Source organism: Microbacterium schleiferi (assembly GCF_015565955.1).
Lineage (GTDB): Bacteria > Actinomycetota > Actinomycetes > Actinomycetales > Microbacteriaceae > Microbacterium > Microbacterium schleiferi_A.
The window spans coordinates 1,118,679-1,141,951 of record NZ_CP064760.1 but is presented as its reverse complement, the minus strand read 5'-3'; the positions used below and the strand labels follow the sequence as shown (position 1 = coordinate 1,141,951).

The window sequence follows — 23,273 nt, the reverse complement described above, 5'->3', positions numbered from 1 at the left end:
CGCGCCTGAGCCAGCGGGGGTGCTGCTGATGCCACGACCCCGCTACCGCCGGACCTCTGACGGGATCGCTCCGGTCGAGGTTCCTGCCGTTTTGCCGCTGGTGGTGATGACCGTGGACGCGGACGGGTCAATGACTGTCGCCGTCGACGGGACTCCGTTCCTCCCTGCACCGTTCGCGCCCGCCTGGGTACGGGGATCGTTCGCGATGATCCTCGACCAGCTCACCACCCAGCACCCCACGCCGTTGCGGGTCGAAGTCCGCGAAGCCGACGGCAGCACCTTCACCGACATCATCACCCCCACCAAATCCCGCCGCCCCGCAACCGAACCAGAACCCGAGCCGGGGGCGCATGCGCCGAGTCCCGCGCCGGCTCCGCCTGAGCTCGTGGTGCTGCACGGGGACGGGTTCGCGCCCGGCGAGGATGTCGCAATCGCGATCATCATCGCGCACAGTGACGCCGCACCCGACGGGACCGCTCGAGGACTCCTCACCCCAGCACAACTTGCCGTGAGTCCGACCCGTGAAGTGATCCTCCTCGGCCGCATCTCCGGCACCCCGACCATCGGGCACCCGGCATGAGCACCCCACGGCCTGCCGGATCGCTCGGGGACGAGCTGAGCAACCTCGGCATCGGCATCCTCATCACCACAGCCCTCCTCGCCGGCATTCTGCGCGGCGCAGGCTCCATCGCCGCGTGGGTCACCGGCGCTGGTCAGCCCGCCGGAGGTATCGAAGCAGGGCTTGGGGCGCTGCTGAACCCCACCGACCCGGCGACCGCGCTTGACGCGCCCGGGCTCAACACGGTCGCCTACTGGGTGACCGTCGGCGTCCTGCTCCTCGCGGCGGGCGCTGCAGGGTGGTGGGTGTGGCGGTTCTTCCGCGAGCAGGGACGGCAGGTCAAGACCGACCCGTATCGCATCGCCGGAATCGCCACCCGCACCGAGATCGCCAAGGCCGCATCCGAGAAAGCACTGCTGCGTCGAGCCGGGCACCTGCGCCCCTCGCTCGAACAACCTGAGCCGGTGGATGTCGGCTACCGGATCGGTACCTCACGCGGCACCAGCGTGTGGGCGTCGGTCGAAGACTCCATCCTCCTCATCGGCCCACCCCGATCCGGCAAAGGCGCACACATCGTCATCAACACCATCCTCGACGCCCCGGGTGCCGTCGTCACCACCAGCACCCGGCCCGACAACCTCACCGCCACCCTCCGAGCCCGACAGAAGATCGGCCCGGTCGCCGTGTTCGACCCCCAGCACCTCGCCGAAGGCGTCCCCGCAGGGCTCCGGTGGTCACCGATCCGAGGATGCGAAGACCCGCTAACCGCGATGATCCGCGCCACCGGCCTCGCCGCAGGCACCGGACTCTCCGCCGGCGGGGTCGAAGGCGGCGGGTTCTGGGAAGGCAAAACCCGCACCGCACTCCAAGCCCTCCTCCACGCCGCAGCGCTCGACCACCGCCCGCCCGCCGAACTGTTCCGATGGACGCTCGACCCCTCCGCCGCAGCCGATGCCGTCGCGATCCTGACCGCGAACCCGCGAGCTGCGACCGGGTGGGCGGAGTCGCTGCAGGCGATGATCGAATCCGACCCCCGCACCCGCGACTCCATCTGGCAAGGCGTATCCCTCGCCCTCGCCGCCCTCGCAGACCCCCGCGTCCTCGACGCCGTCTCCCCAAACGACGACAAGAGCTTCGACCCCGAAGCCTTCCTCCAAGCCAAGGGCACCCTCTACCTCCTCGCCACCGGGGCCGGCGCGAACAACTCCGCGGCCCTGGTCGCGGCGCTCGTGGAAGACCTCGTCGAAGCCGCCCGACGCATCGCCGCACGCTCACCCGGCGCACGCCTCGACCCGCCCCTGCTGCTCGCACTCGACGAAGTCGGCAACCTCGCACCGTTGCCCTCGCTGCCGACGCTGATGGCTGAAGGGGGTGGCACCGGAATCACCACCATGCCTATGCTCCAGTCACTCGCTCAGGCACGAGAGAAATGGTCAGAGAACGCAGCCGGCGCGATCTGGGACGCCTCAATCGTGAAGATTATCCTCGGCGGGGCATCCAACTCCAAAGACCTCCACGACCTCACCACCCTCGTCGGCGAACGCGACGAGATCACCGACTCCACCACCATCGGAGACCACGGCTCCCGCTCCGCGCAACGCTCCATCCGCCGCGTGCCGATCATGCCGCCCAACACCATCCGCACCCTCCCGTTCGGAACTGCACTCGTTCTGCTGCGCTCCGCCCCGCCTATCGTCACCCGGCTACGCACCTGGACAAACCGGCCCGACGCAAAGGCCCTGCGCGCCGACAGAGCTGACATCGAAGCATTGCTGCAACAGACCCCTGTGGGGAGCGCTGACCCACCTGCTTGATGAGAGCGGTCCTCGCCGGGCCGCCACCGCGATCAGGAGAGAAGGTTGTCATGGCGATCCACACGCAGGAGTCGTTCTCGGGGTTTATCGCCTCAGAGCCGCAGCTCAGCGAGACGTCCAAGGGCGAAGCACGGTTCTACGCTCGTGTCGGCCAGGAGCACTTCCGGCGCGAGTCAGATGGATCGTTCACGGAGCTGGAGACCACGTTCCACGACCTCGTCGCCTATCGAGCGACGGCCGAACGCGCGCATCAGCGCTTCACCAAAGGCGACAGTTTCGTGGCCGAGGGATACACGCACCCGTTCGAGTACGACCGCGACGGACAGACCGTGCGCGGTGAGGAGTTCGTCGCGAAGAAGATCGGCCACGACCTCGCCCGCACCAGATACGACGTCGACCGTTCACCACGAGCATCACATGGTGTCGAACAGGCTTCAGCTGTCCCGGTGGCAACACGGCAGGTGGCGATCGACAATGAGCCTCGCAGATCGACCCCGTCTACGACCGCCCCGGCGCCCGCGCTCTGAACAGGGATGAGATGATGGCCGACTTCGATCCCGCGCCCACGCCCGATGATCCTGAGCCCGCACCGCTGTACTCCGAGGACATCGATGACCCCGGCGTCGAGCTGCGCGTGGAGCCCCCTCACCCGATCAACTGGAACCTGCTAACCGCTGAGGAGGCAGAGGCCGAATGGCTCGAACTCAACCAGTGGGTGAACTGGCTTCGCCGGGCCTACGGTCTGCCCGCCTCCGTGGTGCCGCCCCTGTGGCATCGGCACCCCGAACTCGTGTGGGAGCTATCCGCATTGCACCTGCACTGGCTGAGCGCCTACGACCCCGAGCAGAACGGGTCTGCACCGCTGGGCTGGCATCGCGACTTCGCCGACGCCCGCCAACGCCTGCGCGACTGGACCGCCGCATGCGGCACCCGTCTCGACACTGACCGCCCCACGCGGCAGACGAGCTGGCCGGGCGAGGACCCCGCAACCTCAGTCACGGATCGGCCGATCACCAACCGCGACGAAGACTTCATCCAGTTCGTCGTCGACGATGTGACCGCTCGACGCCAGGCGGAGGACGACTTCTACGCAGGCCTCGATATCGACCTCGCAACCGGCGAGGTGTCGAACGATGACGAGCCCCGCAGGTGACCACGGTGCCGGTCTCGTTGAGCCGCTGTGGGGGCCGAAAGAGGCATCCGAGTTTCTGAACGTCTCCCAGGCCACGCTCTCTCGGTGGCGTCGCGAGAACGCCGGGCCGCCGTTCGTGCAGGTCGGCGGCGTCTACCGCTACAACCCTGTCACCGTGCGGGCGTGGGTACGCGATCAGGAGGCCGCTCATGGCTGACCCGCGGAACCATCGGATGCCACCGGTGGCCGTCAAACTGACCACTGATGTCGAACGCCGCGTCGACGGCTACCGTGCCCGCGTCCGCTGGACCGACCCTTCGACCAAGAAGCGCGTCGGCCGGGTCACGCACGTGCGCACGACAGAGGAAGTCGAGGAGTTCTTCGAGCAGATGCGCGCGGCCACCGAGACAGGCAGCGACACCACCATCACCCTCACCGAGTACGCGGCCGCGATCGGCGACCGGTGGCAGCGCGGGCTTGACCCCACCTCCACCGCGGAGCTGTACGACACCGGACTCCGGCTCCGCGTACTCCCCGCCCTCGGACACATCCGCGTCGCGAAGATCACCGCAGGCATGATCGACCGGACCATCGACAGCTGGGAAGCCGAGCACTCCGCCTCCACGATCAAGAACTCCATCGCCCCACTCGTGCGCATCCTAGACGAAGCCGTCCGTGACGACATCCTCTCCATCAACCCCGCCAAGCACCGCGCGCGGCGCAACCTCGGCAAGCACGTCACCCACACCACCGGAGCACTGCGCCAATACGCCCTCCCAGACCTCGCGACGCTGCAGAAGCTCGCCGACGCATGCGGGAGTGTGCACCAGTCCTATTCCGACCACGTCATGCTCGCCGCGTTGCTTGCCGCCCGTGGCTCCGAGGTCGCTGGGCTCCGCGCAGGCGACATTGACTGGGAGAACCGGATCGTCTGGATCAGACGCCAGCACTACCCCGGACGCGGCGGCCTGGTGATCAAACAGACCAAGGGCCGCAGAGACCGTCCTGTGCCAATTCTTGAAGCGCTCGAACCCGTGCTCGAACGCCTCACCCTAGGTAAACAGCCCGACGATCCGCTCCTGCGGGGGCCACGCGGCGGAGTCCTGACAACGGCCACCGTCCGAGACGCGACTCACTGGGACGAACTCGTCACCAGTCTCGGATTCCCGAACCTCACCCGTCACGGCCTCCGCCACACCGGAGCGACCTGGATGGCCGACGCCGGCATCGCCCTGCACGTGCTCCAAGAGATCCTCGGACACCAGTCGATCGAGACCACCAAGGGCTACCTCCACCCCGACCACCGGCACCTCGCCGAAGCAGCCCGACAGGCCAACCAGTTCCTCTCCGCGGCACCGACCAGGAAGGACACCAACCGCCGAAACGGACCCCGTCTGTGACCACTCCTGGACCCGTGTTCCGACCCTCCCAGAGGGGGCCGGAATACGGTCGTGCGCGGAATCTGGTGCACTCGATGGACACCTTTTGGTGCACTTCACCGCTGACGGCACTGAAACAGAGTGGTCCACTTCCACAACGAGGAAAGCGAGCGAACCGAGCGAGTGGACCAGCCAGTGACCAGCCTCAGAAACGACGAAGCCCTGGTGAAAGTTGCCTCTCACCAGGGCTTTTTGTCGGGATGACAGGATTTGAACCTGCGACCCCTTGACCCCCAGTCAAGTGCGCTACCAAGCTGCGCCACATCCCGTTGTTTAGTTTTCGGACAGTCCCGCCGCTCTAACTCACCTGACCCCCAGTCAAGTGCGCTACCAAGCTGCGCCACATCCCGAAGCCCGCACCGAAGCGCAGACAACTCCCCTATCCTAGCCTGTCCGGCGGCCAGCCGAGAATCGGCCCGGCGGAGAGATTCGGCATCCGTGGGTACCGTGGATGCATGACCGAGGCGCAGCCGGCACGCGTGAGGATGTCGCGCCGCAGTGTCATCGCGCTGGTCACTCTGGTGATCGCGACGCTCGGCGCTGCGCTCCCCCTTTCGATGGTTGCGCCCACGCTCGCCATCACGGCAGACCAGTTCGGCACGACGGCCGCCGAGTCGAGCTGGACGCTCACAATCGTGCTGGTCGTCGCGGCAACCACCACGCCGGTGATCGGTCGGCTCGGGGATGCCTTTGGCCCGGGCCGTGTGCTCTTGATCCTCATCCCGATCGTCATGGTGGGCCTCGCGATTGCGGGGCTTGCCAGCTCGATGGGTGAGCTTATCGCCGGCCGGGCGCTGCAGGGGCTGGGCGGCGGCGTATTCCCGCTGGCGGTCGCGCTGGCCCGCCACGCGGTTCCCGAGGCGCGTCGAGCAATGGCCGTCGGGCTTCTCACCGCCACCTTCGCGACCGGGACGGGGCTCGGCGTCGTGATCGCCGGCGTTCTCGTCGACCGGATCGGCACGCAAGCCCTCGCCTGGGTCCCCTTCGCACTGCTCGCCGTCGCCGAGGTCATGGCGCTCGGCCTGATCTCCGCTCCGCGAACACAGCGCGAGCCCCTCCACCTCGCACCATCCCTGCTCCTGGCGGCCGGTATCGCCGTGCTGCTGTTCGCCGTGACCGAAGCGCCCCGCTCCGATGCCGAGGTCGTCCTGACCGCGGCGAGCCTCGGCGTCGGAGCCGCGATCATCGCGGTCTGGGCGTGGCTCGTCATGACACGGTCAGCGTCGGCGGGGATGTCGCATCTTCGCATCCGCGCGCTCTGGAGCTCGCACCTCACATCCGCGTTCTTCGGCGCTGCCCTTTTCGCGACGTTCGTCGCTCTCCCCGTCTATGTCGAAGTGCAGGGCACAACCCCCGGCCCGTTGACCCCAGCAACACTCGCGGGCCTCCTGCTTCTGCCCGCCACCGCGGCGATGGCAGCGGTGGCGCCGCTCACCGGGATCCTGCGCCGCCGACTCGGAAGGCGGGGCCCGGCGGTTCTCGGCGCCGCAGCGACGGTGATCGGCGGCATCATTCTCGCGGCCGGCGCGCACACGCTCGCGAGCCTGCTCGCGGGCTCGATCCTCCTCGGGGCGGGGGTCGCGGCAGGCTCGGCGGCCATCATCAACGTGCTGGTGGATGTCACCGATGACGACACGCTCGCGAGCGTCAGCGGCGTCAACATCGCGGCGCGCCAAATCGGTGGTGCGTTCGGAGCGGCAGGATGCGCGTCGCTGCTCGCGACGAGCGGCGAGCGCCCCGATCTTGACGCCTACACTCTCGCGTTCGGACTGATCGCCGTGCTGGCGGTCGCGGCGCTTCTCGCATCGCTGCTGATCCCCGCGCGACAGGTTCCCGCGTTCGTCAAGCCCGAGGGGCGCTAACCCACCTGGCCAGCCACCCACTGGCGCAGCTGCGGCGCCGGAAGCGCACCGACCTGCCTCGATGCCTCGGCTCCGTCCCGATAGAACAGGAGCGTTGGGATGCTCTGGATGCCGTGACGCTGCGACACCCGCGGGGATTCGTCTGAGTTGACCTTGACGACCTTCAGCTTTCCCGCGAACTCTCGCGACATCTGCTCGACGATCGGCGAGACCATCCGGCACGGACCGCACCAGGGTGCCCACACGTCGACGAGCACGGGAAGTGTCGCCTCGCCGACCACAGCATCGAACGACCGGTCATCGGCATCGACGAGCCACGGCAGGTCGGTGTGACACGACGCGCAGCGTACCATCCCGGCCCGCGCCGACGGAACCCGGTTCTTCGCGCCGCACGAGGGGCACGCAATCACACTGGAGTCCGACATCCTTGCTCCCTTCGGGTGCCCCTGAACCCTTCTCGCAGCCATTCTCGCGACCGGCATGCGGCGAGCGCTACCCTCCGGGATGCTCAGAGCGGACTAGGGTGGGAGCGGTTTCCTACACGAAGGAGTGTCTGTGACAACCGATGCCGCTACGACCCGAGTCGCAGCATCCGCGCTTTCCCCGCGCTGGTGGTGGGGATTCCTGCCGTACGTCGCCGTGTCGCTGGTTCACGTGACGGCGATCCTGTCCGGATGGGATGCCGCGAGCGAAGCGACCAAGCTCGCACTGATGCCACTTCTCGTGGTGGCCGTGCTGTGGGGCGGTCGAGGCTCGCAGTGGGGACCGCCGTACACGTTACTGTTCGTCGCGCTCGCCCTGTCGTGGCTCGGCGATGGCGCGGCGACGTTCTTCCCCTTCCTTGACGACGAACTGCCCGCGATGCTCGCGTGCTTCGGTCTGGCTCACATCGCCTACATCGTGCTCTTCTGGCGGTTCCTGTCGGTGCGGAAACTGCCGTGGTGGTCGGCCGTGTATGCGGTGTGGTGGATCGTCCTGGTTGTCTACCTCTGGCCGACGCTCGGGGGGCTCGCGCTGGCCGTTGCAGCATACGGTCTGGTGCTCGGGGGCACCGCCGCGCTCTCCACCCGCTGCCACCCCGCCATCGCGTGGGGCGGCGCGTTCTTCCTCATCTCCGATACCGTGCTCGCCTTCCGCCTCTTCCTCCCCGAGACCATGCCGTCGGGAAGCAGCGCCCTGATCATGATCACCTACACGCTCGGGCAGGGGCTCATCGCCGCGGGAGCCGTGGTCGCGACACACGCGGCGCGTGCCGCGAGAGAATCGACGGTGTGACCGACTCTGTTCGCGTGGATGCCTGGCTCTGGGCCGTTCGGGTCTATAAGACTCGGTCGGCCGCGACAGCGGCATGTCGAGCGGGCCACGTTCGCGTCGGCGGCGACCGGGCGAAGGCTGCGCAGCCCGTGCGGATCGGCGATGAGTTGCGCGTCCGGATCGCGGGGTTCGACCGCATCCTGGTCGTCAAGCAGCTGATCACCAAACGCGTCGGCGCACCCGCGGCAGCCCTCGCCGTCGACGACCGCACGCCGGCCCGTCCGTCCCGGGAAGAGACGCCGTTCGTGCCGGTCCGCGACCGCGGCGCCGGACGCCCGACCAAGCGAGAACGGCGCGACATCGACCGCCTGCGGGGTCGATCGGCCGAGTAGGCGCCGTCAGGAGCGCTCGTCGAGTTGGCTCAGCAGCCAGCCCGCGCCCACGACCCGCGCGCCGACGGCACTGACCCGGTCTGCGAGTCCTCGATCGCTCGTCACGACGACGACCTGCTCGCCAGCCCCGATGCGCCGCTGCGTTTCGGTGACGATCTCGTCATCTCCCTCACCCGGCGCCGGTACGACGCGGATGCCGGAACTCTCGCCATCCTGACCCGCGAGAGCGGCCTTCGCCTGACCCTCGAGCACCACCGACACGTCCGGAAACCAGAGCGAAGCGGGCAGGTCCAGCTCTGCGGCATCCACCCCGCGATCCCGCCACTGCCGGGTCCGGTCGATGAGCCGCCCCGCAGCGCCCGCGCGGTCGCGCCACCATCCATCGGGCACCGAGCCCACGACGTTCGCCGCATCGATCACGACGGCCGGTCGCGCCGCCAGCAGGGGGCGCAGCTGCTCCCACGCCGACGCGAAGGCCGGATGCAGCGGGCGGTCCGCGACCGCGTCCACGGGAACCCACTCCAGCGCGACACTCTCGGCATCCCCGATCTGCGGGTCGAACGGCTCGACGACATCCGCGATCACGGTGGTGTAGGTCCAGACGTCGAGGTCCAGGACGCTCCAGAAGCGCTGGCGCACGGCATCCGCGGGCACGGATGCCTCCTCGTGCGCCTCCCGTAGAGCTGCCTCACCGGCGCCCTCACCCTCGTGTCGCGCCCCGCCCGGAAGCGCCCAGGTGCCGCCGTGATGGCTCCAGCCCACACGATGCTGCAGCAGGATGCCGCGCTCGGCATCCGCGGCCAGCAACCCCGCCGCACCGAAGCGACCCCAGTAGCGCTCACCCGTGGGCGCGATCACCCACGCATCGCCGGGATCGCGAGGCCCCGTCGGGCGGCGCGGCTCACCGGGAGCCGGGGGTTCGATCGTCACCATCTCAGCCTGTCATAGACCGCGGATGCCCGGCCGCACGCCCGCTCCCGCTCCGTCGCGCCGACCGCGGCAGCCGGCCGCCCCGGCGCGCCCCACGACGCGGCGGAAACGACCGGGCGGAGCAGCCGCTAGATGAACAGTGTCGTGCCGGACTTCTGCGCCTCACCGAGGAACGTGGCGACGCCGCCGTAGTCGATGCCGTCTTGGAGATCGGATTCGGCGATCCCGAGCAGGTCCATCGTCATCGTGCACGCGACGAGCTGCGCACCGCCCTCGCGGGCAGAGGTCATGAGCTCCTCGAGAGTCGGGACGTTGTGCTGCTTCATGACGTCCTTGATCATCTTCGGACCCATACCCGCCATGTTCATCTGCGACAGCGGCAGGTGACCGGCATCCGAGGGCATCATCATCGCGAACATCCGATCCATGACCTTCTTCTCGCGCGGCGGCGCATCGTGCCGACGCAGCATGTTCAGGCCCCAGAACGTGAAGAACATCGACACCTTCTGCCCCATCGCGAGAGCCCCATTGGCGATGATGAAGGCGGCGATCGCCTTGTCGAGGTCTCCCGAGAAGACGACGAACGAGGTCTGATTCAGCGTCTGCACCCCGCCCCGTGTCGCCGGGGCGACCTCCCCGCTCTTGCGGAAGGTCGCCACGTAACCCGGGCCCTCCGGCGAAATCGCGAGCATCTCGTGACCGTGACTTGCCGCCCAGGCCGGCGCATCGTGCGCGAAGCCCGGATCCGAGACGTGCACGACGACATCGTCGCCGGGTTGCAGCTCATCCATCTGCTTCGTGAGCTTCATGATCGGTCCCGGACACGCCAGCCCCGTGCAGTCCAGATCGATGAGCTGTCCCGAGCCCTTGACCTGCGTGAGCAGATCGGATGCCTCGGCATAGTGGATCTCCGCAGGCTTGGCGACGAATCCTACCGGCTCGAGGTCGTGGAAGAACCGGAACGTCGTCGAGCCGCCCGAGAGCGTCCGCACGTCCGTGAATCCGCGCTGAACGAGCGCGCGGTAGGCGAGGTAGCTGCGGAAGCCGACGGCGCAGTAGAGGCGGATCGGGACGTCGCGATCCCAGTTCTCACAGGCCTCACGGATCGTCCCGAGCGGCACGTTCTCCGCTCCGGAGATGTGCCAGATGTCGTATTCGACCTCGGTGCGCACATCGATGATGCGGCATCCGTCGGTCGCTGCCGGATAGTCCTTCGCGTACCAGAGCTTCAGGTCGCCGCTGAGCACATTGCTCGCCACGAACCCCGCCATGTTCACCGGATCCTTCGCGGAACCGAACGGCGGCGCGTACGCCAGCTCGAGGTGCTCGAGGTCGTGCACTGTCGCGCCGAGCCGGATCGCTGTCGCGAAGACATCCAGGCGCTTGTCGACGCCATCGAACCCGGCGATCTGGGCGCCCAGCAGCTTGCCATCCGACGGGGCGAAGGTCACCTTGATGTGCATCTGCGCCGTTCCCGGGTAATAGCCGGCGTGCCCCGACGGATGCACGTGCGCGGTCAGGTAGTCGACGCCGGCGCGCGCGAGCTGACGCTCGTTGGCGCCGGTCGCACCCGCCGTCATGTCGAACACCTTGACGATCGAGGTCCCCTGCGTCGACAGGTACTCGGTGGTGCGGCCGCAGATGTTCTCCGCGGCCACGCGCGCCTCGCGGTTCGCGGGACCGGCAAGAGGCGTGATCCAGCGCCCCGGCAACACGGTGTGCGCTGTCTCGACGGCATCCCCTGCCGCCCAGATGGCGGGGTCGGAGGTGCGCATGTGCGTGTCGACCACGATGCCGCCGCGCTCCCCGATCTCCAGTCCCGCCTCGCGGGCGAGACTCACGTTCGGACGAACGCCCGCAGACAGGACCACGAGGTCGGCCGGGAGCGACTGGCCGTTGTTGAGCTCGACCCGCAGCATCCCATCGGATGCCTGTGTGAAGGCTGCCGCGGCGGTACCCAACTGCAGCTCGACGCCGCGCCCCGTGCGTGCTGTTCGACGGGAATCGAGACGTCCTTGTCCAGGGGCGGCAAGATCTGGTCGGCAAGTTCGACGATGGTGACCTCGGCTCCGCGATGAATGAGGTTCTCGGCCATCTCGATCCCGATGTAGCCGGCACCGATGACGACGGTCTTGGCCGCGCGGCCCTTCGCAGCCGCGGCGGCAAGAGCGTCATCGAGGCGCGACTTGATCATGTCCATGTCGGCGACGTTTCGCAGCGTGTAGATGCCGGGAAGATCGATCCCGGGCAGCGGAAGCTGCAACGGATCGGCGCCCTGACAGAGGGCGAGCGAGTCATACGCCTCGGTGTACTCGCGCCCGGTCGCCACATCCCGAACTGTCACCGTCTTCGCGGCGCGGTCGAGCGCGATGACGTCCTGGCCGACGCGCACGTCGATATCCAGCGACTCGTGCAAACTCTCCGGGGTCTGCAGCAGCAGTCGGCTGCGATCGGTGATGACACCACCGATGTGGTACGGCAGTCCGCAGTTCGCGAATGACACGTAGTCACCACGCTCGAGCACGACAATCTCGGCCGATTCGTCGAGGCGGCGAGCTCTCGCTGCAACGGATGCCCCTCCGGCGACTCCTCCGACGACGACGATCTTCATGACTATCTCCTTGCACCCGGGCCGCAACGGTTCGCGACTCCGGTTCGACGGTACTCCCGGGGTATCCGCCCAGTCAGGGGCGAAGGTCCCCGGTGCGCGAGCGACAACCATCAGCACCCGCATCCGATACTCCTCTGCGGTGATTTCCCCGGGATCGACACGCGATCATGTACGGCGCCACAGAAACGCGAACCACGCTGTGGTCTGACCATGTATGACACCACATATTGTGTCGGGTCCGTGCGATTACGCTGCATATAGTGGCAGCCCCCGCTACTGGAGGCGCCCCTCCGGTTCTCGTCACCCGACCATCAAGGAAGCCGCGAATGCGCACTCACGCCCCCGCCTCACCACGAACCGTCGCGGTCTCCGACACCATCAACGAGTACCTGTCACGGTCGGACTGGCGCGTGAACGCCAACGCGAATCAGGGGTACTCGCTGGGCGGCATGATCCTTAACACCTCGGGCAAGATCATCGCGAACTACTGGCTCGACGAGGTGTACGCCCCCGAGGCCGGAGCCGCTCACCGCGAAGGGGACATCCACATCCACGACCTCGACATGTTCGCCGGATACTGCGCCGGCTGGTCGCTGCGCACTCTGCTGGAGCAGGGCTTCAACGGCATTCCGGGCCGCATATCGTCAGCTCCGCCGCGGCACCTGTCGGCAGCCACGGGTCAGATGGTCAACTTCCTCGGGACACTGCAGAACGAATGGGCCGGGGCGCAGGCGTTCAGCTCCGTCGACACCTACCTCGCGCCATTCGTCCGCAGTGACGGCCTGTCCTACGAGCAGGTGCGCCAGGCCGTTCAAGAACTGGTCTTCAACCTCAACGTCCCGTCCCGGTGGGGAACCCAGACACCGTTCACGAACCTCACCTTCGATTGGGCCTGTCCCGACGACCTCGCAGATCAACGACCGCTTGTCGGCGGCATCGTGCAGGACTTCACCTACGGTGACCTTGCCGAGGAGATGGGGCTCATCAACCGTGCATTCATCGACGTCTACGCGACCGGAGACGCAGATGGCCGCGCCTTCACCTTCCCGATCCCGACCTACAACATCACGAGGGACTTCGACTGGGACGGCCCGAACGTCGACGCGCTGTTCGCGATGACTGCCCGGTACGGACTTCCCTACTTCCAGAACTTCATCAACTCCGACCTCGACCCGCACATGATCCGGTCAATGTGCTGCCGGCTGCAGCTGGACCTCACCGAGCTGCTCAAGCGCGGCAACGGCCTGTTCGGATCGGCAGAACAGACCGGATCGGTCGGGGTCGTCACGATCAACTGCGCGCGCCTCGGCTACCTCCATCCCGGTGATGCGCAGGGCGTGCTCACCCGACTCGACGAGTTGCTCGTGATCGCGCGCGACAGCCTCGAGGCCAAGCGCACCGAGATCGACACACACATCGAGGGCGGGCTCTTTCCGTATACGAAGCGGTACCTCGGCACGCTCGACAATCACTTCTCGACGATCGGCGTCAACGGCATCAACGAGTTCGTGCGCAACTACACCCTCGATGCCCACGACGTCACGGATGACGAGGGCATGGCGCTGGCGACCTGGATGCTCGAGCACGTGCGGGCTCGCATGGTCGAGTTCCAAGAGCAGACCGGGCACATGTACAACCTCGAGGCGACACCCGCCGAGAGCGCCACCTACCGGTTCGCGCGGCTCGACATCGCCCGTTTCGGCGAGCGCACCGCGGGCACAGGCACGGACACCGGCACGGGCACCAGCACCGGCACGGGCACCGGCCCCGGCCCCGGCACAGGCGGCATCCGTCACGCGGGAACGTCCGACCACCCGTACTACACGAACTCCTCGCAGCTTCCCGTCGGCTACACCGACGACCCGTTCGAGGCGATGAGTCTGCAAGAACCCCTGCAGCAGCTGTACACCGGTGGCACGGTCTTGCACCTGTACCTCGGCGAAGCCGTCACGTCGACAACCGTCTGTAAGAACCTCGTCCGGCGCTCGCTCGAACAGTTCCGGCTCCCCTACCTCACCATCACCCCCACGTTCTCGATCTGCCCCGCACACGGATACGTCTCGGGCGATCACCCCGCGTGCCCGCAGTGCGGGCGAGCGTGCGAAGTCTGGACGCGCGTCATGGGGTACTTCCGGCCGGTGTCGTCGTTCAACATCGGCAAGCAGGGTGAGGCCGCCGAACGCGTCTACTTCGACGCCACTAGCACGCCCGCAGCAGCAGGAACGCCGGCGATGGCATGACAGTGAACACGCTCGCGCATGCCACGACCGACGAGCTGCGCATCGCCGGACTGACCCGATTCTCTGGGGCGGACTGGCCCGGGCGCCTCGCCGCGACCGTCTTCTTACAGGGGTGCCCCTGGGACTGCGTGTACTGCCACAACCCCGACCTCATCGATCCCCACCGCGACGGCACCATCGCGTGGCGGGATGTCGTGACGTTCCTCAACCAGCGCCGCACCCAGCTCGATGGCGTGGTCTTCTCGGGCGGCGAACCCACGATGCAGGTCGCCCTGGCTCCCGCCGCACACGAGGTTCGGCAACTCGGCCTCGGCGTCGGACTGCACACCGGAGGCGCGTTCCCGCAGCGACTGGATGCCGTCCTGCCCGAGCTGGACTGGGTGGGTCTCGACATCAAGGCATCAGCGGCCGACTACGCCACCATCACTCAGCGCCGCGGCAGCGGCATCCATGCCTGGCGCTCCCTCCGACTCGTCCTGGATGCCGCGCGGGCCCGCGCACGCACCGATCACCCCCTGGAGTATGAGGTGCGCACCACGGTGCATCCGGCGCTCACCGACGCCGACCAGCTGCGTCTGTTGGGCCACCAGCTGCTCGCCGAGGGCGTTCAAGCGTGGGCGTTGCAGCGCGCGCGGGACGTCGGCACGCGGGCCGAGTCCCCCACGGCCACTGCTGCGCCCACGCCGAACGACCTTGTCGACATGATCGCCACCGAGTTCGCCGGCCCCTTCGCGAGCGTGACCACGCGCTGAGCGCGGTTGTCAAGACCCTCGCACGAGCGATACCCGAGTGTTCGGCTGGTGCCATGGGAAACGCACACGACCACGAGATGATCGAGACTCCGGAAAACGGCGAAACCCACGGCGAGTGGGAAGACCGTGACTTCGGCGGCACCGATAAGGGCACCGGCGACCCCGGCGATGACCGCTCACACCTTCAGGACCTGCCGCCGGCCAAGACCGACGGCGCCTGACGGCTCAGCGCTGGCGGCGCTCCCGCACGCGCATGTTCAACACGATCGGGGTTCCTTCGAAGCCGAACAGCTCGCGCAAGCGACGCTGAATGAACCGGCGATAGCCGGGGTCGAGGAAACCTGTCGTGAAGAGCACGAATGTCGGCGGGCGGGTCGCCGCCTGGGTGCCGAACAGGATGCGCGGCTGCTTGCCGCCGCGCAGGGGATGCGGGTGCTCGGCGACGAGTTCGGCCAGGAAGGCGTTGAACTTGCCGGTCGGGATGCGCTGATCCCACGATGTGAGCGCCGTCTCGAGCGCGGGAACGAGCTTCTCAAGGTGACGCCCGGTCCGCGCCGAGATGTTCACGCGGGGCGCCCACGCGACGTGCGCGAGATCCTGCTCGATCTCCCGCTCGAGGTAACGGCGACGATCCTGGTTCTCGAGTTCGGGCGTGGCAAGCAGATCCCACTTGTTGTAGGCGAGCACGAGAGCGCGCCCCGACTCCAGCACGAGATCGATGATCCGCACATCCTGATCGCTGATCGGCTGGCTGACATCGAGCACGACAACAGCCACCTCCGCCTTCTCCAGCGCGGCTGAGGTCCGCAGCGACGCGTAGAAGTCGGCGCCCTGCTGCAGGTGAACGCGGCGACGGATGCCGGCCGTATCGACGAACGTCCAGAGCCGCCCGCCGACCTCGACGATCTCATCGACCGGGTCGCGAGTCGTGCCGGCGAGCTCGTTGACGACGACCCGCTCCTCGCCTGCTGCCTTGTTCAGCAGCGAGGACTTGCCGACGTTCGGTCGCCCGAGGATCGCGACGCGGCGCGGTCCGCCGATCTCGTACTTCGCGACGGCGGAAACATCCGGCAGCACCTTCATGATCTCGTCGAGGAGATCCGCGACCCCGCGACCGTGGATCGCCGAGACGGGATGCGGCTCCCCGAGCCCCAGGTTCCAGAGCGCTGCGGCCTCGGGCTCCTGACGGGCATCGTCGATCTTGTTGGCGACGAGGAAAACCGGCTTGCCGCTCTTGCGCAGCATCCGGACGACCTGTTCGTCAGTCGAGGTCGCGCCGACCATCGCGTCGACGACGAAGAGCACGACATCCGAGAGATCGATCGCGACCTCTGCCTGAGCCGCCACCGAGCGGTCGATGCCGCGCGCGTCCGGCTCCCACCCGCCGGTGTCCACGAGTGTGAACCGGCGGTCCATCCACTCGGCCTTGTAGGTCACCCGGTCACGGGTGACGCCCGGCGTGTCTTCGACGACCGCCTCGCGCCGGCCGAGGATGCGGTTGACGAGCGCTGACTTGCCGACGTTGGGCCGCCCGACGATCGCCACGACGGGCAGTGCCGGCAGGTACTCGATGCCGTCTTCGCCTGCCGCAAGCCCCGCGAGCACCGCAGCGTCGTCTGCGTCGAGGTCGTAGTCCTCGAGCGTCGCGCGCAAAGCTGCTGCACGCTGCTCGGCGAGTTCATCGTCGAGGTCCGCGAGGGTGTCGGCGAGGTGGTCATCCCCCGCTGCTGTCTCGTCGAACTCATCTCCTGTGGTGGTCACGGTCAGTCCTTCCCGTCGGTGCCGGTACCGGGCTCGGCCCGATCGGCGGCCGCCAGTTCCCGGCGGGCAACGGCAAGCACCGCGGCCACCGTCTCATCGAAATCCAACGTGGTCGAATCGACCACGGCAACGCCCGGCGCGGCGGTCAGGAAGTCCACGACCTTCGAGTCCGAGGAGTCCCGGCGGCGCAACGCCTCCGCGACGTCAGCCGCGGTCGAGCCGCTGATCTCCGCGCTGCGTCGCGCCGCCCGCACCGCAGGGTCGGCGGTCAACAGGATCCGCGCGGGCGCATCGGGAGCGACGACCGTCGTGATGTCCCGCCCCTCCACAACGACGCCGGGGCGGCCGGATGCTGCGATCAGCTGCCGGAACGCGGAGTTGATCGCCCGGCGAACGGCGGGAACGCGCGCGACGCCGCTGACGGCATCCGTTACCCGCTGTTCACGGATCGCCTCTGTCACGTCGGCCTCGCCCGACCGCACCCAGTAGGCATCGGGGTCGAGGGAGATGCTGAAGTCGAAGTTGCTCGCAGCCTCGAGCACGGCGGTGGCATCGGAGGTATCGATCTCGCGCGCCAGTGCGTGCCAGGCCAGGGCGCGGTACGCGGCTCCCGTGTCGAGGTATCCGAAACCGAGCGCCCGGGCTACCTGCTTGGAGACGCTGGACTTGCCACTGCCGGCAGGGCCGTCCACAGCGACGATCACGACGTCGGATCCGGGGGTAATGACGGGGAGAGGTGCGGTGTCAGTCATTGGTGGTGCTCGCGATCTTCCATCCGCGCTCTTCGAGTCCTGTGATCGCGTCGCGCAGCACGGCGGGCGCAACCGCGATCTCGGCGAGGCCGAACGGCGCCCCCGGCGAGTGCTCCAGCCGAAAATCCTCGACGTTGACCGCGAGGGCGCCAAGATCACCGAACAGGCGACCCAGCTGCCCGGCCGTATCGTCGACCATCACGACGAGAGAGGCAAAGCGACGGTTCTGACCGTGCTTGCCGGGAAGGCGTTCGACGCCCTCGTTGCCGCGGCGGATCGTGTCAGCGACCTCGCGCCGGGCGCCGACAGCTTCGGGCGCGCGCAGCGCGTCGGCGACGGCGGCAAGGTCCTGGGAGAGAGCGTCGAGAATGTCGACCACGGGGGCGGCGTTGGCCGCCAGAATCTGCACCCACAGTTCCGGAGCAGACGCGGCGATGCGTGTCGTGTCGCGCACGCCCTGACCGGCGAGCCGCAACGACCCGTCGGGAGCATCGGCGAACTGGCCGGCCAGCAGGCTCGCGACCAGCTGCGGAACGTGCGACACGAGAGCGACCGAGCGGTCGTGGTCTTCCGGCGTCATCTCGATCGGGGTCGCGCCGAGATCGAGCGCAAGAGCCTCGACGAGCGCAAGGTCGGATGCCGGGGTCTTGCCGTCCCGGCAGACAACCCACGGGCGACCGATGAACAGATCGGCTCGCGCCGAAATCGCGCCGCCCCGCTCACGACCGGCCAGCGGATGCGAACCGATGTAGTGCGTCAGGTTGACGCCGCGCTCCACCAGTTCCCGCAATGGCTCGAGCTTGACGCTGGCGACATCGGTCACAACGGCATCGGGAAAGGCGCGCAGTTCCCGCTCGACGACATCCGCGACGACATCCGGCGGAACGGCGACCACGATCAGGGTCGGCGCATCGTCTGCCGTCGCGGCACGCCCAGCGCCGTAGTCGATCGCAAGACGCAGTTGCGACGGAGACGCATCCTCGAGAACGACATCCGCGCCGCGAGCGCGCAGCGCGTGACCGACGCTGGCGCCGAGCAGCCCGGCACCGACGATGCGAACGGTGCCGGTGACGCGCGGGGTCAGTGGGCCCTCGTCTGTCAGGGCAAACGAGTCGGTGGTGGTCACGGGGAGATCTCCTGGGAAGCGGCCGATGGAGAATCATCAGCCTCGCGGCTTGCATCGTCGTGCTGCGGGCCGTTCTCGCGGCGCGCGAGAGTCAGCAATGCGCCGCGTTCTACTGTAGTCAACTCCCTCACACCCCCGACCGGCAGGCTTCCCAGGTGCAGCGGTCCAAACTGCCGTCGGACCAGTTCCACCACCGGATGCCCGACCTCAGCCATCATCCGCCGCACGATGCGGTTCCGGCCCGAGTGCAGGGTGAGTTCCACGAGCGAGCCGCCGCCGGCATCGGATGCCGACAGCAACCGCGCCTTATCCGCGGCAATCGGGCCGTCCTCCAGCGTGATCCCGCGCGTCAGCCGCGCGATCGTTTGCGCCGTGACGCGCCCCTCGACCTTCGCGATGTAGACCTTCGTCACCCCGAACGACGGGTGCGAGAGGACGTGCGCGAGGTCGCCGTCGTTGGTCAGCACGAGCAGGCCGCTGGTGTCGGCATCCAGGCGACCGACGTTGAACAGCCGCTCGGTCCACTCTTTCGCGTACTCGCGCAGGTCTGGCCGACCCCGCTCGTCGCGCATCGAACTCACGACACCGCGCGGCTTGTTGAGGATGACGTACCGCTTGCTCTCATCGAGCTGCACAGCCACGCCGTCGACATCCACGAGGTCCGTGGTGGGGTCGATGCGCGACCCGAGCTCGGTCACGACCTGGCCGTTCACACGAACCCGTCCCGCCGCGATCAGCTGCTCCGAGACCCGGCGCGACGCGACTCCGGCCGCGGCGAGCACCTTCTGCAGGCGCACACCCTCCGGCCCCTCAGACTCGACCCCGGACGCCGTCATCGGATCGACTCCCCCGGGAATCCGTCTGCACCGTCGTCGAGCAGCGGGGAGATGTGCGGCAGCTCGTCGAGGGAGTTGATCCCGAGGTTCACGAGCAGAGCGTCAGTCGTGCCGTAGTGAATCGCTCCCGTGTCGGGATCCGTGAACACCTCGGTGATCAGCCCCCGGCCGAGGAGGGTCCGGACGACCGAATCGACGTTGACGGCGCGGATCGCGGCGACCTGCCCGCGCGTCACGGGCTGCTTATAGGCGATGACCGCGAGCGTCTCGAGCGCTGCCTGCGAGAGCCGCGAGGGAGCCTGCGTCCCGACGAACTCGCTCACGAGATCGTCGAACTCCTCCCGCACGTACAGCCGCCAGCCACCGCCGACCTCGCGCAGCTCGAACCCGCGCACGGGGCCTCCGGTCAGGCCGTCGTAGTCAGCGACCAGGGTCTCGATCGCCTGACGCACCGCCGGCACCGGTGCCCCGACCGCCGCGGCGAGGCTCACGAGGCTGTGCGGCTCGTCAAGGATCATCATGATCGCCTCGAGTCGGCGCGTGATGTCGGAAGCCAGGTCTGGTGCAGTGTCATCGGTCATAGTCGGCTCCCAGTGTCGCAAGATTCTCGTCCGACCACCGCTCAGCGGTCCAGCGCAGCGTGAGTTCACCGAGCGGCTCGACCTGCTCGAACGAGAGCGCCGCGTGCCGGTAGAGCTCAAGAACCGAGAGGAAGCGGGCCACCACGATCCCCGGCTGATCCACCCCGGCGATCAGCTCGCGGAAGTTCAGTGATCCGGCATCCCGCAGCAGTGTCACGACGACTGCCGCCTGCTCGCGGATGCTGATCAGCGGCGCGTGCAGATGGTCCAGCCCGACGTGCGGAATCTCCTTGGGCGCGAAAGCGAGCATGGCCAGCGCCGCGAAATCCTGCGGCGAGAGTGTCCACACCAGTTCGGGTACGGCATCCCGGTACTTCCCATCGAGTCGCACCGTTCGTGCGTGACGTCGGTCCTCGCGGACGAGGCTGCGGCCGAACCAGGCCGAGACCTCTTTGAACGCGCGGTATTGCAGCAGCCGCGCGAACAGCAGATCGCGAGCTTCCAGGAGAGCGACGCTCTCGGCATCCACGAGCTCGCCCTGCGGCAGCAACCCCGCGACCTTCATGTCCAGGAGCGTCGCCGCCACGACCAGGAACTGCGAGGACTCGTCAAGGTCATGATCAGGGCCGAGCGCTCGCACGTGAGCGATGAACTCGTTGGTAACCTCACTGAGCGCGACCTCGGTGATGTCGAGCTCGCGCTTGCTGATGAGGCTCAGCAGCAGATCGAACGGGCCATCGAACCCGTCGAGCGTGACGCGGAACCCACCGTCTGCCTCGGTCGGCGCCTCCGCAGCGGCATCCGTCGCGCTCGCGTGCTCAGGCGACGGCGCCACGGGCGACGAGCTCTCGCGCGAGCCGCAGGTAGGCCTGCGCTGCAGCATGTTCGGGAGCGAACGTCGTGATCGGCATCCCCGACACCGAGGCGTCTGGGAACTTCACGGTGCGGCCGATCACGGTCTCCAGGACGTCATCGCTGAAGGCCTCCACGACTCGCTCGAGCACTTCGCGTGAGTGCAGCGTCCGCGGGTCGTACATGGTTGCGAGAACGCCATCCAGACGAATGTCGGGGTTGAGGCGGTCGCGCACCTTATCGATGGTCTCGATGAGCAGGGCGACCCCTCGCAGCGCGAAGTACTCGCATTCCAGCGGGATGATCACCCCGTGGCTGGCGGTGAGGGCATTGACGGTGAGCAAACCCAGCGAGGGCTGGCAGTCGATGAGGATGACGTCGTACTCGGCCGCGACCTTCCGCAGCACCCGAGCGAGGATCGTCTCGCGCGCGACCTCGTTGACCAGGTGGACCTCCGCCGCCGACAGGTCGATGTTGGCGGGAAGTACGTCCAGTCCGGGCACTGCCGACGGGATGATCGCGTCGTGGGGATCCCGCTTGGTGTCCAGCAGCAGGTCGTAGACGGTCGGAACATCGTGGGTGGGGATACCCAGACCCGCCGTCAGCGCCCCCTGTGGGTCGAAGTCCACGGCAAGGACGGTACGCCCGTATTCGGCGAGAGACGCCGCCAGGTTGATGGTCGTCGTGGTCTTGCCGACGCCACCCTTCTGGTTGCACAGAGCGATGATCCGGGCCGGACCGTGCGAGGACAGCGGCCGCGGCGTGTCAAACCCGCGATAGGGGCGACCGGTGGGACCGAGGATGTCCGACTCCGCACCCGCCGTCGCGCCTCGTTTGCTGCCCGCCACCGACTCTCCTGACTTCGCCATGCCGTTGATCGATTCTAGTCACCGAGAGTTCACCAGCCGCGAGGCGTGCCGTACGCCTTGCGGAGTGTCGATTCATGACTTATTCTAAGTCGCGTACTAAGGACGAAGGAGCCCAATGAGCACCGCACTGCCCTCCCCGACCCCACCTCGTTTCCTGCCGACTTCCAGTGGGGTGTAGCAACCGCCGCCTACCAGATCGAAGGTTCCGCAGGCGGGCGCGGCGAGAGCATCTGGGACGTCTTCTCCCGCACACCAGGCCTCACTCGACACGGCGACACCGCTGACATCGCCTGCGACCACTACAACCGGCTCGACCAGGACCTCGACCTGCTGGCATCGCTCGGGATGCGCGCCTACCGCCTGTCCCTGTCGTGGACACGCCTGCAGCCCCTCGGACACGGTCCGCTCAGCACGGACGGGATCGACTTCTACCGTCGGATGCTCACCGGCCTCGCCGCTCGCGGCATCCGACCGTTCGTGACGCTGTATCACTGGGATCTCCCCAGGCTCTCGAAGAAAGCGGCGGGTGGGCGAACCGCGCCACCGCGTACCGCTTCGAGGAGTTCGCCGCGCAGGTCGCACAGTCCCTCGGCGACCTCGCATCGGACTGGATCACACTGAACGAGCCGTGGTGCTCCGCTTTTCTCGGATACGGATACGGCGCGCACGCCCCGGGACACCGCGATCTGCGCCGTGCGGTGGCCGCAACTCACCACCTGAATCTCGCGCATGGCCTCGCGCTGCGAGCGCTGCGAACCGCCTGCCCGGACGCGCAGGTCGGAATCACGAACATCGTGACCGACATCGTTCCGGGAGGCGGCGCCGAAGACGCCGCGGCGGCGGACCGACTGGATGCGGTGAGCAACCGCGTGTTCCTGGATCCGGTGTACCACGGTGCTTACGGCGCGAGGGTGCACGAACTCCTGGATCCCCTCGGACTACAGGAGCACATCCGCGACGGAGACCTGGAGATCATCTCCGCTCCCGTCGACGTCGTCGGCCTCAACCACTACCAGCGCGTGGTTGCCAGCGCTGACCCGACCGCACACTTCGGCGTACGAGAGACCCCCGCACAGCCCGCAACGACAGCATTCGGGTGGTCGGTGATCCCGGATTCTCTGCACAGCGTTCTGATCCGCGTATCCCGCGACTACTCCTCCCTCCCGATCTATATCACCGAGAGCGGCGCGAGCTTTCACGACTACGTCGATCCGGAAGGCGGCGTTGACGACGTGGAACGCGTGGACTACCTCGCGGGGTACTTCGCCGCAGCCGCGCGCGCCATCGACGATGGTGTCGATCTTCGCGGCTACTTCGTCTGGTCGCTGCTCGACAACTTCGAATGGGCAGAGGGGTACTCCCAGCGATTCGGCATCGTCTATGTCGACTACCGCACACAGGAACGCATCCCCAAGCTCAGCGCCCAGTGGTACAGCGCTCTCGTCGCCGAGCACGCTCGCCTGGCTTCCGTTTCCCTTCCCTCCTAAATCCGCATACCCTGCACCATCTGA

Annotated in this window: 22 protein-coding genes, 1 tRNA gene and 2 pseudogenes; 13 read left to right on the top strand and 12 right to left on the bottom strand. The window is 67.7% G+C overall.

Annotated features, from left to right (window positions below):
* Positions 1 to 28 precede the first annotated feature (28 nt).
* From IT882_RS05405 to IT882_RS05380, 6 genes are read left to right on the top strand one after another with little or no spacing between them, the layout of a single operon-like run.
* A complete protein-coding gene (locus IT882_RS05405; protein WP_229382323.1) occupies positions 29 to 580 on the top strand; it encodes a hypothetical protein in 552 nt (183 codons plus the stop codon).
* Entirely contained in the window at positions 577 to 2,373 is a 1,797-nt protein-coding gene (locus IT882_RS05400; protein ID WP_195693482.1) for a type IV secretory system conjugative DNA transfer family protein, read from the top strand. Before IT882_RS05405 ends, IT882_RS05400 begins: the two co-directional genes overlap by 4 nt.
* Before the next feature lie 50 nt (positions 2,374 to 2,423).
* Positions 2,424 to 2,900, top strand: coding sequence for a single-stranded DNA-binding protein (locus IT882_RS05395; RefSeq protein WP_195693481.1), 477 nt, complete (start codon positions 2,424 to 2,426; stop codon positions 2,898 to 2,900).
* A 14-nt stretch (positions 2,901 to 2,914) separates the two neighbouring features.
* Positions 2,915 to 3,526: a hypothetical protein gene (locus tag IT882_RS05390; RefSeq protein WP_195693480.1), complete on the top strand. Its 612-nt coding sequence runs from the start codon at positions 2,915 to 2,917 to the stop codon at positions 3,524 to 3,526.
* Entirely contained in the window at positions 3,507 to 3,722 is a 216-nt protein-coding gene (locus IT882_RS05385; RefSeq protein ID WP_195693479.1) for a helix-turn-helix domain-containing protein, read from the top strand. Before IT882_RS05390 ends, IT882_RS05385 begins: the two co-directional genes overlap by 20 nt.
* Entirely contained in the window at positions 3,715 to 4,905 is a 1,191-nt protein-coding gene (locus IT882_RS05380) for a tyrosine-type recombinase/integrase (protein WP_195693478.1), read from the top strand. The genes IT882_RS05385 and IT882_RS05380 overlap by 8 nt, the downstream gene beginning before the upstream one ends.
* Before the next feature lie 234 nt (positions 4,906 to 5,139).
* On the opposite strand, the gene IT882_RS05375 is transcribed toward IT882_RS05380, so the two are convergent.
* Positions 5,140 to 5,213 (bottom strand) — tRNA-Pro (locus IT882_RS05375).
* A gap of 186 nt (positions 5,214 to 5,399) precedes the next feature.
* On the opposite strand from IT882_RS05375, the gene IT882_RS05370 reads away from it, so the two are divergent.
* Positions 5,400 to 6,806 (top strand): MFS transporter, encoded by a 1,407-nt coding sequence (locus IT882_RS05370; protein ID WP_195693477.1) that lies wholly within the window; start codon positions 5,400 to 5,402, stop codon positions 6,804 to 6,806.
* Here the strand turns inward: IT882_RS05370 and trxA are convergent.
* Positions 6,803 to 7,231 (bottom strand): thioredoxin, encoded by a 429-nt coding sequence (trxA, locus tag IT882_RS05365; RefSeq protein ID WP_195693476.1) that lies wholly within the window; start codon positions 7,229 to 7,231, stop codon positions 6,803 to 6,805. The two genes, IT882_RS05370 and trxA, sit on opposite strands and share 4 nt — an antisense overlap.
* 130 nt (positions 7,232 to 7,361) lie before the next feature.
* Between trxA and IT882_RS05360 the strand changes: the two genes are divergently transcribed.
* The gene (locus IT882_RS05360) at positions 7,362 to 8,081 is read left to right on the top strand and encodes a lysoplasmalogenase (RefSeq protein ID WP_195693475.1); all 720 of its coding nucleotides are present in this window, start codon (positions 7,362 to 7,364) and stop codon (positions 8,079 to 8,081) included.
* Positions 8,078 to 8,452: an RNA-binding S4 domain-containing protein gene (locus IT882_RS05355; RefSeq protein ID WP_195693474.1), complete on the top strand. Its 375-nt coding sequence runs from the start codon at positions 8,078 to 8,080 to the stop codon at positions 8,450 to 8,452. The genes IT882_RS05360 and IT882_RS05355 overlap by 4 nt, the downstream gene beginning before the upstream one ends.
* Before the next feature lie 6 nt (positions 8,453 to 8,458).
* Here IT882_RS05355 and IT882_RS05350 read toward each other — a convergent pair whose 3' ends face one another.
* The 3 genes and pseudogenes from IT882_RS05350 to IT882_RS05345 form a co-directional block, all read right to left on the bottom strand.
* The gene (locus tag IT882_RS05350; RefSeq protein WP_195693473.1) at positions 8,459 to 9,382 is read right to left on the bottom strand and encodes an NUDIX domain-containing protein; all 924 of its coding nucleotides are present in this window, start codon (positions 9,380 to 9,382) and stop codon (positions 8,459 to 8,461) included.
* A gap of 128 nt (positions 9,383 to 9,510) precedes the next feature.
* On the bottom strand, positions 9,511 to 10,653 hold the full coding sequence (locus IT882_RS17260; RefSeq protein WP_418887781.1) for a DsrE/DsrF/DrsH-like family protein: 1,143 nt from the start codon (positions 10,651 to 10,653) through the stop codon (positions 9,511 to 9,513).
* Between the two features lie 81 nt (positions 10,654 to 10,734).
* A pseudogene (locus tag IT882_RS05345) lies at positions 10,735 to 11,993 on the bottom strand (FAD-dependent oxidoreductase); the annotation flags it as partial.
* Positions 11,994 to 12,319: 326 nt separating this feature from the next.
* Between IT882_RS05345 and IT882_RS05340 the strand changes: the two are divergent.
* Genes IT882_RS05340 through IT882_RS05330 form a run of 3 tightly spaced genes read left to right on the top strand, consistent with a single transcriptional unit; the run spans position 12,320 to position 15,206 of the window.
* Complete coding sequence (locus IT882_RS05340; protein WP_195693472.1) at positions 12,320 to 14,233, top strand: ribonucleoside triphosphate reductase; 1,914 nt, start codon at positions 12,320 to 12,322, stop codon at positions 14,231 to 14,233.
* Positions 14,230 to 14,985 carry an anaerobic ribonucleoside-triphosphate reductase activating protein gene (locus IT882_RS05335; RefSeq protein ID WP_195693471.1) on the top strand — a complete coding sequence of 252 codons (756 nt, stop codon included), beginning with the start codon at positions 14,230 to 14,232 and terminating at the stop codon, positions 14,983 to 14,985. Before IT882_RS05340 ends, IT882_RS05335 begins: the two co-directional genes overlap by 4 nt.
* Positions 14,986 to 15,038: 53 nt before the next feature.
* Positions 15,039 to 15,206, top strand: a complete 168-nt coding sequence (locus IT882_RS05330) for a hypothetical protein (protein WP_195693470.1) — start codon at positions 15,039 to 15,041, stop codon at positions 15,204 to 15,206.
* Positions 15,207 to 15,210: 4 nt separating this feature from the next.
* Here IT882_RS05330 and der read toward each other — a convergent pair whose 3' ends face one another.
* Genes der through IT882_RS05295 form a run of 7 tightly spaced genes read right to left on the bottom strand, consistent with a single transcriptional unit; the run spans position 15,211 to position 21,762 of the window.
* On the bottom strand, positions 15,211 to 16,746 hold the full coding sequence (gene der, locus IT882_RS05325) for a ribosome biogenesis GTPase Der (protein ID WP_195693469.1): 1,536 nt from the start codon (positions 16,744 to 16,746) through the stop codon (positions 15,211 to 15,213).
* 2 nt (positions 16,747 to 16,748) lie between these two features.
* On the bottom strand, positions 16,749 to 17,498 hold the full coding sequence (gene cmk / locus IT882_RS05320) for a (d)CMP kinase (RefSeq protein WP_195693468.1): 750 nt from the start codon (positions 17,496 to 17,498) through the stop codon (positions 16,749 to 16,751).
* Entirely contained in the window at positions 17,491 to 18,624 is a 1,134-nt protein-coding gene (locus IT882_RS05315; RefSeq protein ID WP_229382322.1) for a prephenate dehydrogenase, read from the bottom strand. Before IT882_RS05315 ends, cmk begins: the two co-directional genes overlap by 8 nt.
* Positions 18,621 to 19,460 carry a pseudouridine synthase gene (locus IT882_RS05310; RefSeq protein WP_195693467.1) on the bottom strand — a complete coding sequence of 280 codons (840 nt, stop codon included), beginning with the start codon at positions 19,458 to 19,460 and terminating at the stop codon, positions 18,621 to 18,623. Before IT882_RS05310 ends, IT882_RS05315 begins: the two co-directional genes overlap by 4 nt.
* Complete coding sequence (scpB, locus tag IT882_RS05305; RefSeq protein ID WP_195693466.1) at positions 19,457 to 20,041, bottom strand: SMC-Scp complex subunit ScpB; 585 nt, start codon at positions 20,039 to 20,041, stop codon at positions 19,457 to 19,459. The genes IT882_RS05310 and scpB overlap by 4 nt, the downstream gene beginning before the upstream one ends.
* On the bottom strand, positions 20,031 to 20,876 hold the full coding sequence (locus IT882_RS05300; protein ID WP_229382321.1) for a segregation and condensation protein A: 846 nt from the start codon (positions 20,874 to 20,876) through the stop codon (positions 20,031 to 20,033). The genes scpB and IT882_RS05300 overlap by 11 nt, the downstream gene beginning before the upstream one ends.
* The gene (locus IT882_RS05295) at positions 20,860 to 21,762 is read right to left on the bottom strand and encodes a ParA family protein (RefSeq protein ID WP_195693464.1); all 903 of its coding nucleotides are present in this window, start codon (positions 21,760 to 21,762) and stop codon (positions 20,860 to 20,862) included. The genes IT882_RS05300 and IT882_RS05295 overlap by 17 nt, the downstream gene beginning before the upstream one ends.
* 81 nt (positions 21,763 to 21,843) lie before the next feature.
* Between IT882_RS05295 and IT882_RS05290 the strand changes: the two are divergent.
* Positions 21,844 to 23,249 (top strand): annotated as a pseudogene (locus IT882_RS05290) (GH1 family beta-glucosidase).
* Positions 23,250 to 23,273 lie beyond the last annotated feature (24 nt).